At 36.1% G+C, this 15,570-nt stretch carries 13 protein-coding genes; 11 read left to right on the top strand and 2 right to left on the bottom strand.

The window, feature by feature from the left end:
* The 4 genes from TY11_RS13460 to TY11_RS13475 all read left to right on the top strand — a co-directional run bounded on the left by TY11_RS13460 (position 1) and on the right by TY11_RS13475 (position 3,285).
* Positions 1-1,245, top strand: a complete 1,245-nt coding sequence (locus tag TY11_RS13460) for a dihydrolipoamide acetyltransferase family protein (protein WP_042147016.1) — start codon at positions 1-3, stop codon at positions 1,243-1,245.
* Between the two features lie 99 nt (positions 1,246-1,344).
* Complete coding sequence (locus TY11_RS13465) at positions 1,345-2,136, top strand: fumarylacetoacetate hydrolase family protein (RefSeq protein ID WP_052345835.1); 792 nt, start codon at positions 1,345-1,347, stop codon at positions 2,134-2,136.
* Complete coding sequence (locus TY11_RS13470; RefSeq protein WP_042147019.1) at positions 2,133-2,888, top strand: fumarylacetoacetate hydrolase family protein; 756 nt, start codon at positions 2,133-2,135, stop codon at positions 2,886-2,888. Before TY11_RS13465 ends, TY11_RS13470 begins: the two co-directional genes overlap by 4 nt.
* A 13-nt stretch (positions 2,889-2,901) precedes the next feature.
* Positions 2,902-3,285 (top strand): 5-carboxymethyl-2-hydroxymuconate Delta-isomerase, encoded by a 384-nt coding sequence (locus TY11_RS13475; RefSeq protein WP_042147023.1) that lies wholly within the window; start codon positions 2,902-2,904, stop codon positions 3,283-3,285.
* Between the two features lie 166 nt (positions 3,286-3,451).
* Here TY11_RS13475 and ytaF read toward each other — a convergent pair whose 3' ends face one another.
* Positions 3,452-4,078: a sporulation membrane protein YtaF gene (gene ytaF / locus TY11_RS13480; RefSeq protein ID WP_042147026.1), complete on the bottom strand. Its 627-nt coding sequence runs from the start codon at positions 4,076-4,078 to the stop codon at positions 3,452-3,454.
* A gap of 182 nt (positions 4,079-4,260) precedes the next feature.
* On the opposite strand from ytaF, the gene TY11_RS13485 reads away from it, so the two are divergent.
* From TY11_RS13485 to TY11_RS13510, 6 genes are all read left to right on the top strand, one after another.
* Entirely contained in the window at positions 4,261-5,103 is an 843-nt protein-coding gene (locus TY11_RS13485; protein WP_052345836.1) for an ABC transporter ATP-binding protein, read from the top strand.
* 1 nt (position 5,104) lies between these two features.
* Complete coding sequence (locus tag TY11_RS13490) at positions 5,105-5,809, top strand: hypothetical protein (protein WP_042147029.1); 705 nt, start codon at positions 5,105-5,107, stop codon at positions 5,807-5,809.
* A 27-nt stretch (positions 5,810-5,836) separates the two neighbouring features.
* Complete coding sequence (locus TY11_RS13495) at positions 5,837-6,250, top strand: hypothetical protein (protein WP_042147031.1); 414 nt, start codon at positions 5,837-5,839, stop codon at positions 6,248-6,250.
* A gap of 138 nt (positions 6,251-6,388) precedes the next feature.
* Complete coding sequence (locus TY11_RS13500; RefSeq protein WP_042147034.1) at positions 6,389-8,566, top strand: DNA topoisomerase III; 2,178 nt, start codon at positions 6,389-6,391, stop codon at positions 8,564-8,566.
* 113 nt (positions 8,567-8,679) lie between these two features.
* Positions 8,680-9,120 carry a GNAT family N-acetyltransferase gene (locus tag TY11_RS13505; RefSeq protein ID WP_042147037.1) on the top strand — a complete coding sequence of 147 codons (441 nt, stop codon included), beginning with the start codon at positions 8,680-8,682 and terminating at the stop codon, positions 9,118-9,120.
* A 172-nt stretch (positions 9,121-9,292) separates the two neighbouring features.
* A complete protein-coding gene (locus TY11_RS13510) occupies positions 9,293-10,018 on the top strand; it encodes a response regulator transcription factor (protein WP_042147040.1) in 726 nt (241 codons plus the stop codon).
* Here the strand turns inward: TY11_RS13510 and TY11_RS21010 are convergent.
* The gene (locus TY11_RS21010) at positions 10,008-10,154 is read right to left on the bottom strand and encodes an anti-repressor SinI family protein (protein WP_081755924.1); all 147 of its coding nucleotides are present in this window, start codon (positions 10,152-10,154) and stop codon (positions 10,008-10,010) included. The two genes, TY11_RS13510 and TY11_RS21010, sit on opposite strands and share 11 nt — an antisense overlap.
* Before the next feature lie 110 nt (positions 10,155-10,264).
* On the opposite strand from TY11_RS21010, the gene TY11_RS13515 reads away from it, so the two are divergent.
* Complete coding sequence (locus TY11_RS13515) at positions 10,265-15,460, top strand: ATP-binding sensor histidine kinase (RefSeq protein WP_042147042.1); 5,196 nt, start codon at positions 10,265-10,267, stop codon at positions 15,458-15,460.
* Positions 15,461-15,570 lie beyond the last annotated feature (110 nt).

Here is a 15,570-nt window from a genome sequence, read left to right on the forward strand (position 1 = left end):
ATGGTTGAAGTGAAATTTCATGATATTGGAGAAGGCATGACTGAGGGTGAAGTAGTAAATTATTTCGTTAAGGTTGGGGATTCGGTTAAAGTCGACCAACCCCTTGTGGAAATGCAAACCGACAAAATGGTTGCTGAAATACCTTCACCAACTTCCGGTACGGTAAAGAAAATTAATGTTGATGTAGGATCAACGATTACAATCGGGTCCGTATTACTAGAAATCGATGATGGAAAGAACGCGACAGTATCCTCATATGGCTCCGAACAAGAGGTTTCTGCAGCGGTATTAACTCCAGAGAAAAAGGAAAACCAAATAGTAGAGCCTGAAGTCAGGACACCACCAAAACGAATTATTGCTGCACCACATACAAGAAGAATTGCTCGAGAGAATGACGTTGATATTGAGCAAGTTACAGGTAGCGGCCCAGCTGGAAGAGTTACGGATGAGGATATATTTCGATTTGTTCGTGAACGAGATGGTAAGGGAGAATCCCGAGTTGAGGTAGCAGTAGAACCAGATATGAAAGAAGTGGAGGAATCGAACATAATTAGCGGTGACACGATTCCATTTACTGGTATACGAAAACAAATTGCGATGAAAATGGCAGAATCTTTATCTACTATTCCTCATGTAACACACTTTGACGAGGCGGACTTAACAAACTTACTTGAATTTAGGAAGGAACTAAAAGAATCAGGGGAAAATATCTCTGTTGTAGCATTTTTCCTAAAAGCCTTAACTATTACTTTAAAAGAGTTTCCATTATTTAATGCATGTTTAGATGAAGAAAACCAAGTCATTAGACTGTTGAAAGGGTATCATATTGGACTCGCAACTAATACAGAAAAGGGTTTACTAGTTCCAGTTCTTCGTGATGCCGATAAAAAATCTATTAAACAATTACATGTTGAAATGAAGGCATTAACCAAAAAAGCTCAGGAACAAAAATTATCTGTTGCAGAAATGAAGGGCGGAACTTTTACGATTAGTAATGTTGGGCCACTTGGGGGAACAGCTGCAACACCAATCATTAACCATCCACAGGCGAGTATTATTGCGTTTCATAAGACAAAAAGAAAACCTATTGTGATGGAAAATGATAACATTGTGATTCGTTCTATCATGACGATGTCGCTATCCTTTGATCATCGAATTATCGACGGGGCTGATTCTGTGATGTTTACTAATCGTTTTATTGAGTTAGTCGAACAACCGAAAAAACTCATCTTATATCTACACTAAGTAATGATTACGGGCAGCTAGGATCAGAAATTGGTTCTACTGCCTGTTAGCCTATGAATATAGTAAACGTATATTTAATGAAATAGGAGTGTGGCACTCATGTTGTTTCGAGCGAAAGCAAGGTTTTCTTCTACGATAGGACTTGAGGATATCTTTGTAGGGCATTCTCACATTGAATGGAAAGGCGAGAAACTCACAGAAGATGCTTTTGATTGGCAATCTCCCGTTTCGGGGACTGTCTATGGTTCTTTATTAAACTTTCAGGAACAGAAGGATGCTTTTAGCAGTGAATTTAGTAAAGCCCCATATAATAATCCGCCAGAACGGCCAATTTTATACATTAAACCACGAAACACGATTAATGCACACCTAAGGGAAGTTGCAATACCTAATGGAGTCGAAGCTGTTGAAATCAATGCAACACTGGGTGTTGTGATAGGAAAAACTGTAACAAATGTAAGAGATGAGAACGCTTTAGAATATGTGGAAGGATACACCATAGTTAATGATGTATCGGTTCCCCATGAAAGCTTTTACCGACCTGCCATCAAACAAAAAGCACGAGATGGATTTTGTCCAATTGGCCCATGGATTGTTCCAAAAGAAAATTTGCCAAATCCAGATGGTTTGATGATTTGGACCTTTAAAAATGAGGAATTGATTCAGGTTACTAGTGTAAAAGACTTGGTTCGTTCTATTCCAAAGCTAATTCAGGATGTAACAGAATATATGACATTAGCAAAAGGGGATCTCTTACTTATCGGGGTACCGCATAATCCCCCAGTAGCTACGGTTGGGGATACAATTCGAATTGAAATCGATCAAATTGGAAGTTTGGAAAACCGATTTGTATTAGAAAATGTTCGCATTGCTGGGGGTGAAAAGGTATGAAACATGCTAGAATAGCTTGCTTTGGTGCCATTCATGAAGCAACTGAAGTAAATGGTGGAATAAAACTTGCCGATGGTAGATTTGTGAATGAAAAGGAAGTGGTTTGGTTACCACCAGTAGAGGCGGGAACTATTTTCGCATTAGGCTTAAATTATGCAGACCATGCAAGTGAAATCAGTTTTAAAGCACCAGATGAACCTCTTGTATTCTTAAAAGGTCCAAATACACTATTGGGGCATAACGGTGAGACCCGTAGACCTCGAAATGTTGAGATGATGCATTATGAGTGTGAACTGGCCGTTGTGATTGGTAAGAAAGCACGGAACGTAAAATGTGAAGAAGCTTATCAATTTGTTTCCGGATATACTGTAGCAAACGACTATGCAATTCGGGATTATCTAGAAAACTATTATCGTCCAAATCTAGCTGTTAAAAACCGGGATACATTAACTCCCATAGGACCATGGTTTGTTGAAAAGGAAGAAATTGATGATCCAATGAACTTGAAGCTCTATACCTATGTGAATGGGGAGCTTAAGCAAGAAGGCTCAACGAAGGATATGGTTTTTGATATTCCGTTTTTAATCGAATACTTAAGTAGCTTTATGACCTTAAACGAAAACGACATTATTTTGACTGGTACTCCAAAAGGTACGGTGAATGTTGTGGAAGGTGATGAAGTTGTCGTAGGGATTGAAGGAATAGGGGAATTAAGAAATACGATTGTTGGCGATTCAGTGTTCGCAAGATAAGAGGTGAAACAAGGTGCCACATATTACGGTTGAATATACGGATAATCTACGTGATGATGGTGATATTAAGGGATTGTTAAAGAAAATAAATGAAACGTTGATTGCAGAAGGAGGGACTTTTCCAGTTGGTGGGATTCGCTCTCGTGCAATTGAACTAAAAGATTATGTTGTTGCAGATGGAACTGGTAAAGATGATGCTTTTATTCATGTTACGTTAAAAATAGGGAGTGGACGGTCGGATGAGGTAAAGAAATCTGCTTGTGACCGGTTATTTGAATTGGTCGAAAATCATTTTAAAGAACAATTCACCAATCGTAATTTAGCATTATCATTGGAACTTTATGAGTTCATGCATCCAACGTATAAAAAGAATAATATTCATCAACGATATCGATAGACATTAAAGACCTGAAATCGGGAATGGATTTCGGGTTTTTATTATGTTGTTTCATCTGAATGAAAAAGAACTCTATATAAATACTCTGAGTATATCTAAGAATCATAAAGTCAGTACCACTAATGTATGATAGACCCGGAATCTTAACTAGATTACGGGTCATTTTCTATATTAAATTAAATACACCTAACGCAATTAATAATACAGGGGGCAAAAAGTTCATACGTTCCAACCTTTTATTTTGAGATAGCACAATACCGACTTTGATTCCATAATGGACAAATGCTCCACTCATAATGGCAATCAATAGAGGTGTGTATATCGGTGAATACCCTAAAATTGCCGCTCCAATTCCTGCTCCAAAAGCATCTAATGCTAAGGCAGTACCTAACAATATTGCCTCACCAATCGAAATGGTTCCAGAACGATCAAGGTCTGCTTTGTCAGGTGTAGTTATAACGGTTCGGAAATTTTGAAAATTATTAGGTGTGGAAGGATGTTCATCTTTATCTACTCTCTTAATTTGACTTCGAATCGTATTAATAAGAGAAAAAATCCCTATAAAGATTAGAATAGATCCACCAATTACTTTTGCAAAACTAACTGACAGAAATGAATGCATCATAGTACCTACAATCATGGAAACCAGAACGACAATCCCTGAACAAACCATAATCACAGCCAGAGCACTTTTTGGTACAAGTATTTTTCTCATTCCATAGGAGACTCCAACTCCAAACCCATCCAAGCTTACAGCAATTACTAGGAAGAATAGCCCAGTGAAAAAAAGCATAGCACCATATCCTTTACTTGTTCTAGGGTATTGTATGGAGATACGAATTGTTATGTGCTTTGGAAAACAAGTAAATCATTGCGTATCAAGATCTATCCTAAAATTAAACTTTTAAATTTACAGTAAGTATGATTAGCTAGTTATATACCATATGTTCTTGGAACAAAGGAAGGTTATATCTAATGAATAAACGCGTAGCACTTGAAAATGTAAGTAAAGTTTATATGAATAAACAAGTCCTAAGTAATATCTCCTTATCAATAGAAGAAAATCAGATAATGGCGATCCGAGGCGAAAATGGTACTGGAAAAAGTACTTTATTACGTATAATTGCTGGAATCGAGCAACCTAGTTCAGGAAAAGTTACCTATCGAAATAACAATATGAAAATTGGATATGTGCCTGAAAGATTTCCTAAACAAATTCGATTTACACCAAGTGAATATTTACATTACATTGGGAAAATTGGTGGAATTTCAGTGAAATACCTTGAAGATAGAATTGAAAATCTACTACACCGCTTTCGGCTGAATAATGTGAAGAATCAACGGATTATGGAATTGTCAAAAGGGAATATTCAAAAAGTCGGTATTATCCAAGCACTTATTCACAATCCTAATCTTTTAATATTGGATGAGCCTTTATCTGGTCTCGATTCTCTAGCTCAGGAAGAATTGGTTACAATCATAGGGGAAATGAAACAGCAAGGTACCACAGTTTTGCTAACTTACCACGAAACGAATGCCTTTGAATCAATAATAGAGAGAAAGTTATACATACATAATGGGAATATTTCAGAGACAAAAGTATTGGATAACCAACCTGTAAAATTGCTGATTATAAAAGAAATAAAGGAATCAGATGTTAAACTATGGGATGGGGTAATACAGGTAGAGAAAAAGGAAGATCAGTTATTTCTCTATGTTTCTTCAAGGGACAGTGATGTTATTTTATTAAGGGTTCTTCAGCTAGGTGGAAGCATAGAAGCAGTATCAACAGTTAGAGGGAATTACAGGAGATCATAATATGAAGACATTGATTAACTATACCCTATACGACTTTATTCGGTCCCATAAGTATTTTCCACCTATCTCAACATTCATTATTTTGATTGTTGTCTATTATTCTTACACGCCAAATCCAATTATTGATAGTTATGCAGTTACAGCATTAATGATTTATTTTATTTCAGCTTGGTTATGTATTAGTGTAATGGCACTGGATCCACCTGTACAGAGACAAGTCATGATTCTTCACATTGGTGGGAGAAACTTGTATTATCTTTCAAAATTAATTACGGTCTGGCTACTTTCATTGATACTAACGGCTTTTGCCTTCATTTATCCAATAGTTTTTGGTATGTTTAATGAGCAAGTTACGTTTACGATTGGTTTCATTTCATGGATGAACTATATTTTATTGTCAACTCTAGGGATAGTCGTTGCTAGTATATTTAGCAAAGTTATCATGGAAAATGTAGTAAATTCATATGGTGGACTTGCACTTACCATCACGTTTTCTTTTACTGCATTAGGAATTTATGAAATCTTACCTGTTTCTATTAAAAATATCGTATGGATATTTCCGCCTGTGTTAGTTACACAGAAAACATTAATAAACTGGAATGGTGAGAATATTTTCCATATTGATGTCATTCCTTTTATTTGGATATTATTATATGCTGCCTTATTATTATGGGTATTTTTAAAATTAGTAAAAAGAAAAGGCTAAACTTTTAGCCAGTTGGAGGTAGTAAGCATGCTGAAAAAGATTATTACTGCAATCATATCAACATTACTATTTGGGACTTTGATGGGATTCATAAATTACATGACATATACAACCAGTAGTTTTTGGACAACCATGTTCTTTTTTGCCATTTATGCAGCACCGGTTTATTTGATTGGTGGTATTCCTATCTCCTATCTAATTGATAAGCTAATGAAGAAAATGAACTTTTCCTCTCAATTAGCACGTCACTACACAAGGTATGGCCTGTATATATTGGTAGGTATATTTGTGGCAGTAATTTACAAGATAATTCTTTCCATTGCAGAGGAGGAAGTTCATTTATTTTCACAGGATTTAATTACATATATTGTAGGAGGAATTATAGCCTCATTAATCTTTTACTATGTTTCGCTTCTCTTCGATAAAAAAGAAGCCAAGTAAGATATGGTATAGTGGTAAGATAGCTGTTTTTTTAGCAGACAGGAAAGTATAACAAACTTTCCCACCAGCATATGAAAAATTAACACATTCGCCTGTGTTGCGCGAATGCCGAGTTTTTCTAAGAAAGGAAGTACAAATATGAGTAAAACACTAGTACTAGCAGAAAAACCATCCGTAGGTCGTGATATTGCACGCGTACTGAATTGCAATAAAAAAGGAAACGGCTATTTGGAAGGTTCTACCTATATTGTGACCTGGGCACTTGGTCACTTAGTAACATTGGCAGATCCAGAAACCTATGATGAAAAGTATAAAACCTGGAACTTAGAAGATTTACCAATGCTCCCTTCAAACCTTAAGTTAGTCGTCATGAAGAAAACTGGGAAGCAATTTAGTGCAGTAAAAACACAGATGAACCGTAAAGATGTCGGTGAAATTGTTATTGCGACAGATGCTGGTCGTGAGGGTGAACTTGTTGCAAGATGGATTATAGAAAAAGCACGAGTACAAAAACCAGTGAAAAGACTTTGGATTTCATCTGTTACAGATAAAGCAATTCGTGACGGGTTCAAACAATTAAGGCCGGGTAAAAACTATGAAAACTTGTATGCTTCAGCAGTTGCCCGTTCAGAAGCGGATTGGTATGTGGGGCTTAATGCTACAAGAGCCCTAACGACCAAATTTAATGCACAATTATCGAGTGGTCGTGTTCAAACACCAACCTTAGGGATGGTGGCTGCAAGAGAACAGGAAATTAAGGATTTTAAACCTCAGGAATTTTACGGATTGAAAGCAAAAACTAGAAATGGTGTAACCTATAACTGGCAAGATAACAAGAACAACACACGCATTTTCTCAAAGGAAAAAGCAGAGAGCTTACTTGGTAAGCTAAAAAGTCAGCCTTTAACCGTTAATAAAATTGATACTGTAGCGAAAAAGAAATTTGCTCCACAGTTATATGACTTAACCGAGCTACAAAGAGATGCAAACCGTATATTTGGTTTTTCTGGGAAACAAACACTATCGATCATGCAAAAGCTATATGAACGACATAAGGTGTTAACTTATCCAAGAACAGATTCTCGAGTTATCTCTACAGATATTGTTCCAACTTTAAAGGACCGATTAAAAGCTTGTGGTGTGGACCAATATGCTCGTTTTGCACAAACCATTCTTAATAAAGGAATTGGAAAACTACCAAAATCAGTAGTAGATAATGCAAAGGTAAGTGACCACCATGCCATTATACCTACCGAGGAGTCCGTGATTTTGGAGGATCTAGATGATAAAGAAAGAAAAATATATGATTTGGTCGTAAAGCGTTTCCTATCCGTTCTGATGGATCCATACGAATATGAACAAACAACCATCCACGCTACAATTGGCTCTGAAGCATTTACTGCTAAAGGAAAAGTAGTGAAGAAACAAGGATGGAAGGCGGTTTATGATCGCCATTTTGATGAGGAAGACACCGATGATCAACGTTTACCTATCATAAAGCAAGGTGAGACATTTTCACCGGTTTCTGTTTCCTTAACTAAAGGAGAAACGAAACCACCAGAACGCCTTACGGAGGGTGCACTACTTCAAGCGATGGAGAACCCTGTGCGCTACATGAATCCAGATGAAAAGCATTTGGCAGGTACCCTACAAAAGTCGGGTGGTATTGGAACTGTAGCAACCCGGGCAGATATTATCGATAAGCTTTTCAATGGTGGCTATATGGAGCTAAAAGGGAAACATATATTCATTACATCAAAAGGGAAACAGTTACTAGACCTTGCACCAGAGGATTTGCGCTCTCCGGCATTAACTGCAGAATGGGAACAAAAACTAGGCCTTATCGCAGAAGGAAAACTAAACAAGAATAAATTCATAGACGAAATTAGGGACTATACGAAAAATATCATACAGGAAATAAAGAGTAAGGAAAGCAAGTTTAAGCATGATAACATGACTGGTACCAAGTGTCCGGATTGTGGAAAGCTTATGCTCGAGGTAAACAATAAACATGGTCGTATGTTAGTTTGTCAGGACCGTTCTTGTGGACATAAGAAAAACATTGCTAGAAAGACCAATGCTCGCTGTCCAAATTGCCATAAGCGATTAGAACTACGTGGTGAGGGTGAAGGGCAAATGTTTACTTGCTCTTGTGGACATCGCGAAAAACTCTCGACCTTTAATAAACGAAAAGAGCAAGAGAAAAAAGGTAAGGTTTCCAAAAAAGATGTGAATAAGTATTTGAAAAAACAGGATGATGGATTTACGAATAATGCTTTGGCCGATGCGCTTGCTAAGTTAAAGGAAAAGAAATAAATATGAAACTGTCTGAGGTGAAATTATCTTGGGCAGTTTTTTGTTTTGCAGGGATTTTAAAAGAAATACAGAATAAAGTAAAGTAAACTTTAAATGTTGGAGGAAGAGAAAAAATGATTAAGATTAATGAAATAACTCCAGAAATGGCATATCCGCTTAGACATTCTATCCTACGTCCGCATCAACCTTTTGAGGCTTGTGTATATGATACCGATCACCAGGAGGGAGCCTTTCATGTTGGTGCTTTTTATCAAGAGAAATTAATCACTATAGCATCTTTTTATGTTGAAAAATATCACGATTTTTCTTCAGATAAACAATATCGACTAAGGGCAATGGCTACGTTAGATGATTTTAGAAATTTAGGAGCTGGTAGGGAGGTTGTAAGCTACGCTGAAGGGATTATCCGAAGTAGAGGATATGAGTTACTGTGGTGTAAGGGGAGAACAACTGTACAAGGATATTACGAAAAGATTGGTTTCAGAGCGTATGGTGAAGTGTTTGATTATCCGCCGATTGGTCCACATATTGTGATGGTCAAAGATTTAGGGTAAGCAGGGAACATAGAGGCCGATGCTCTCTAATAAATAGAATTTGGAAATGTTTCGTATTCTACCGCAATATAATTAATTTGAAATAAGTTAATTTTTGTAAAAATACCAATATTGTATTATATTAAACGTAGGCATATTATTGGGTATGAATGTACTCAGAAAGGGGAATGTCATGGCGAATGAACGAATCTTGATCGTCGATGATGATCATGACATGCTAGAAGTTCTTGGTCTATATTTTAGGAATGAAGGCTACAACACCTTTACTGCAAATGATCCACTTAAAGCAATTCAATTTGTTGAAGAAGTGCGCCCAGCCTTAATTATTTTAGATGTTATGATGCCTCAGCTTGATGGCTTTGAGTTATGCCACCTAATTCGAAAAAAAAGTGATGTCCCAATTCTGTTTTTAAGCTCAAAGGATGAGGACATAGATAAAATAATTGGACTCGGTATCGGAGGGGATGATTATTTATCTAAAACTACAAGTCCTTCCGTTATTATTGCAAAGGTTAAGGCGTATTTAAGACGGACTCGAATTGTTCAAAACATTACAGTGAATCAAACTGACAATGTTCAAAAGGATGAATCTTTATTAGTTTTTCCAGGAATGACTATAAACTTGAGTAGCGCGGTAGTTAAAATAAACGGATCTGAAATCAAATTAGCTGCAAAAGAATATCAATTACTAACAATCATGGCGAGGAATCCAGGGAGAATATACAGTGTTGAGCAACTATTTGATTTAATATGGGGTGAGGATAGTCTAGGTGATTACCGTACTGTAATGGTACATATCAGTAATTTACGCAAAAAAATTGAAAGTCTTGCAGAATCCCTTGATTATATCATTACAATCCGTGGTATTGGCTATAAATTTCAAGATTTTAGCGAATAGTATTTCTTTCTATGAAATCACGTATTTCATCCAAACTTATTCCAACCCTTTTAGCTTCTAAAATTAACTTAATCCATTCTACATCTAGTTCTATTGGTTCAAGTGTCTGTATATGTATACTTTGTTTCTCGATCATATCAAAATTACCTCCTCGTATTCCCACAATACTAAGAGTAAAACATCAAGTTAAAGTTTTCATAAAAATCAGTTAAAGTTAACATTAAATATTGTTTATAAGGTGATGAAATGGAAAATCTACCAGGATATCATTTGATGGAGAAAGTTATAGATGGTGAAACTTGGGAACTTCATAAAGCTTATTCAATAGAAGAAGACCGTATTGTAGCATTGAAGTCTGTAAAGAGCGACATAGATTTACCTTATGAAATAGCAGAGGTAATCCATGATTACCATATAACGAAAGAATTACCGAAAGTCGGGATCCTTTCTCCTATCAAATTAGAAAAGTATCGAAATCGAGCTTATATTGCTACGAATCTATTCCAAGGCTTAACCATGAAGGAATGGTTAAAAAACGAGAAAACTCCTCATTTGCCTACCTTTTTAAGAATGGCTAACCAACTTTGTACCATTTTATCGTTGGTTCACCAAGAACGTATTATTCATAAATCTTTACATCCTAATCACATCTTGTATCATCCTAAAACGGGTGAAATGAAGCTAACAGGCTTTCATCAAGCTACAAAACTCCCGACCGAAAATGAACTTCCAACTGTTAGTCCCTATCAATTAAAGAGGCAATTAATGTACATGTCACCAGAGCAAACCGGAAGAATGAATCGGTCATTAGATTATCGTACAGATATCTATTCTCTGGGAGTGATTTTCTATGAACTAATAATAGGTTCACCTCCTTTTCAAATAGAGGATCCTGCTGAAATAATCCATGCCCATTTGGCAAAGGCACCAGTACCTCCAAGAAAACTAGATGAAACAATTCCCGAGATTATTTCAGACATTATTATGAAGCTATTAGAAAAGAATCCTGAATCACGCTACCAAAGCGTTTATGACTTAAAATTAGACATTGAAAAATGTTTAACTGATTTAAATCAAAATGGAAAAATTGATAAGTTTCAGCTTGCAAAAAAAGAATCAAAGATCCTGCTAGAAAAACCTTCAAAACTCTACGGTCGGAAGGAAGCTATAGAGGAATTGCTTGCTGGATTTAAGAGGGTGCAAGATGGGAAGAAGGAAATCTTGTACATTCCAGGTTTATCTGGTATTGGCAAAACGGTATTAGTAAATGAAATACATAAGCCACTTATCCAAGAAAAAGGATATTTTATTTCAGGTAAATTTGTCCAACTCAAAAAACAAATACCATATGAGCCCCTTGTCCATGCTTTTCAAGGATTAATCAGACAGATATTGACAGAAGGTACCGATAGAATACAAAACTGGCGGACTACTATTTTAACAGAACTTGATACGTATGCAGGCGTCATTGCTAATTTTATTCCTGAGATTAAGTGGATCATTGGGGATCAAGGAGACATACCAGAATTACCACCTGATGGAGTTCTAAATCGTTTTCGCCAATCAATAAAAAGGTTTATAGGGATTTTTAGTAAAAGGGAACATCCACTAGTTTTATTTCTCGATGATTTACAATGGGCGGATACCGCAACACTTGATCTTATTGAATATATAATGCGAAATGAAGATATTCAACACCTATTTGTTATTGGGGCATATCGTGTGAATGAAATTCATGTTGGACATCCTTTAGAATTGATGCAAAAAAATATTAAAGAGAGCGGTGTATCTGTAACAGAATTATCCCTGACTCCATTAAACGACAACCATATCAAGGAATGGGTCTATGAGACGTTGATGATTGCAGGAGATGATGCTGATTATCTCGTTGACATGATGTTTCGAATAACAAAAGGGATTCCGTTTTATATTGTTCAAGTGTTCCAATCCTTATATGATGAATCCATTTTAAGCTTTGATACAACTATGGGTAAATGGAAAGTTAATTCCCTGTCCCTAAAAAAAATTCCAGTACAGGATACAATTCTGGATTTTATGTTAAAACGGATCGAAAAACTACTACCTCAAACGAAGCAAATACTGCAGCTTGCGTCTTGCTTTGGAAACCAATTCGATTTAAAATCGTTAGCAACCATTGCAGAAAAAAGTTTCTTTGACACGGCTGAGTTGCTCTGGGAAGGACTGAAAGAAGGACTTATACTTCCATTAGATCAAAGTTACAAATGGATTTACCCAAATGAGAATATGGATTTAATACAATCACAGCCACCAAGATATTTATTTCTACATGATAGGGTATTACAGGTGTTTTATATGACGATGACAGAAGAAACGCGGGAAGTAAACCATCTGCGAATTGGGCAACAGCTGCAAAAGCATTATGCTGGTGAACAATTGGAGGAGCATATCTTTGAAATTGTTAACCACTTAAATCGAGCTAGGAATAGGCTGAATGAAGAGGAAAAACTTGATCTTTCCAAGTGGAACGGGACATCTGGTGAACGCGCAATGAAAAGTGCTGCAACCGAGGCAGCCCTTTCGTTTTTTTTGGTGGCAAAAGAATTGCTTCCACCTTTTAGTTGGAATAATCATTATGAAACGACATTTCGTATCATGATGGGATTGGGAGAATCACAATATTTAAACCGTTTATTTGATGAATCTGAGGAAACATTTAATTTAATTCTTGACCACGCAAGATCTACTCAAGATAAGCTAACCGTTTATCAAGTGAAAATTACATTATATACACATATTCATGAAGTAAAGAAAGCAGTTCAAACAGGATTGGATGGTATACGTCTATTCGGATTAAGGGTGAACCCAGAACCAAGTAGGTTTGCTGTTGCTAAGGAATACTTGTTAACCAAATTTGCATTAGGAAAAAAGAATCCTAAGGATTTATTATTGCTACCATCTATCACAGATTCCGATAGACGACAGCTTATGAAGGTTATCATTAATACGATTGCACCAGTTTATCTGGTCAATCAAAATTTAGCTACCATTTTAATGCTTCGTACACTTCGTTTAATGCTTAAGTATGGTGATATGGATATTTCTGCAATAATCTATATTAATTATGCCCTTACACTGAGTGCAGGATTTAAGGATTATCATGGTAGCTATCAGTTTGGAAAACTAGCTATCGAACATTCTGAAAAGCATGGGGATAATGGGTTAAGAGGGCATGTGTATTTTGTTATTGGAACATTCGTTAATCACTGGAAGCATCATCTTCGTATTAACCTAAACTATTTAGTGCGTTCGCAACAATTATCAATTGAGTCGGGTAATTTACATTTAGCAGGAGCTGGTAGTGCATTTATTGGAATTATTATGTTCATGAAAGGTGATCCATTATCAGAGGTTTCTGCTGGAATCGAGCAGCAATTAAAATTTGCTAAGGACAACGAGTATAGTATCTCAGATGATGCTTTGTCTGAATTTCAGAAGTGGATTGAAAATCTTACCAATGAGGATTCATTCATTAGCTGGGATTTCCCAACACTTCTTGACGATGCGTCTATTGCTATTGTGCATACTACATTTAGACTGCAAATGACCTATTTATTTCAAAATGAGCGAGTGGCAAGGTCTATTATTAATACAGTAGGACCTTTGGTAGAAAGTACCTTAGAGCTTATTGTTGTTCCAGATTTTTATTTTTACCATTCATTATGGCTTATCCGATGGATACGGGAAGGACAGCATGTATCCAAAAAAGATAAAAAAAGACTTAAAAAAATGATGGTGAAGTTAAAACAATGGGCTGAACATTCACCAGAAAATTATCAGCATAAATTTTTACTAGTGAAAGCAGAATGGGAACAGGACAAGCGAAATGAACTAGAAGTGATGCAACTATATAATCTGGCGATAAAGTATGCGGAAGAAAATGACTATATACAAGATGCTGCCATTGCTAACCAATGTGCCGGGGAATATTACCTGTTTCAAAAATTGCCAAAATCGGCAAAAGCCTATTTGACTGATGCGTACGTCAACTTTCAGAAGTGGGGGGCCAATAAGTTAGCAAATGATCTTTTACAAACATACCCAGACCTCATCCAAGTGAGTATCCCATCTTTAATAGCAGCGAGTACGGAAAATAAGGAACTAGATTTGCATGCAATCTTTGAAACTGCCGGAATTATTTCTAGTGAAATTATACTAAAGCACTTACTGAGAAAGCTCATGCATGTCGTATTAACTTATTCTGGTGCAGAGCATGCTTATTTATTACTGAACAATGAAAATGAGCTAGAGGTAGTAGCAGTCAATCATTCTAACAGAGGTATAGAGGTCTATGAACAACCAGAAAGTACAGCAACGCAATCAAACTTATCTTTAGCAATTGTCGATTATGTAGTGAATAGTAGTGAATCAGTTGTATTAATGGATGCTTTGAATGAAGGGCATTTTAGGAAGGATGCTTATATTAAGAAGAATCATACAAAATCAGTACTATGCATGCCCCTTCTTAACCAAGGCACACTAACTGGGGTTTTGTATCTGGAAAATAACCAATCGACATATGCATTTTCAGAAGAAAAGATAGATTTATTATCTTTTATCGCATCACAAGCAGCTGTTTCGATTGAAAAGGCATATTTATATGCTAATTTAGAGGAAAAGGTAAAACAGCGTACCGAAATGCTCCATATCGCCAATCAAAATTTGACACATGTTAATCGTTCACTAGAACGTTCCGAAGAAAAAAGACGTCAAATGCTTGCAAATATTTCACATGACCTTCTTTCCCCGGTAGCGGTTGTTAAAGGATATGTAGAAGCAGTTTTAGATGGGTTTGTAGAATCTCCTGAAAAAGAAAGAGAGTATTTGCAGGTTGTGAGAACACGTCTTGCATTATTAAATGGATTAATTGAGGATCTATTTGTCCTTGCAAGACTTGAATCACAAGATATAATATTTGAAATGGATACGATTCCTATTGATAAGTTGTTTCTTCATTTATGTAATCAATTTAAACTTGAAATTGAGCAATCAGGTCTTATGTTCCAAATGGAACTTCCAAACCGCAATGGGGCATATCCATTAGTTGAAGTCGATGTAAAGAGAATGGAACAGGTAATGGGAAATCTAGTATCAAACGCGATTAAACACTCAGGTGAAGGAAGAATTATTCGTATTGCTTTATTACTAGAAACGTCCAAAAAAGCAATTATTCTAATAGAAGATCAAGGTGAGGGGATTTCAAAAGAAGAACTCCAGTTTATCTTTGAAAGAGCTTATTCTAATAATATAAATCCTAACAAGAAGGGAAATGGTTTAGGACTTACAATAAGTAAGGAAATCGTTCAGGCCCATAAAGGTATAATTTGGGCAGAAAGTAAAGTAGGTATAGGGACAAAATTCTGTATTTCTCTTCCAATCTTTGATATTCAAGGTGAATACTAGAAATAAAATAATTCATGAAACTTTTTGTGAAGCAGTTTACTTGAGCTTCTAGTAGTTGTATCATTAATATGTAAGTGTACCTTGAATTACTTATTAGGGAGGGTTAACAT

This window comes from Paucisalibacillus algeriensis, assembly GCF_000577245.1.
Classification (GTDB): domain Bacteria; phylum Bacillota; class Bacilli; order Bacillales; family Amphibacillaceae; genus Ornithinibacillus.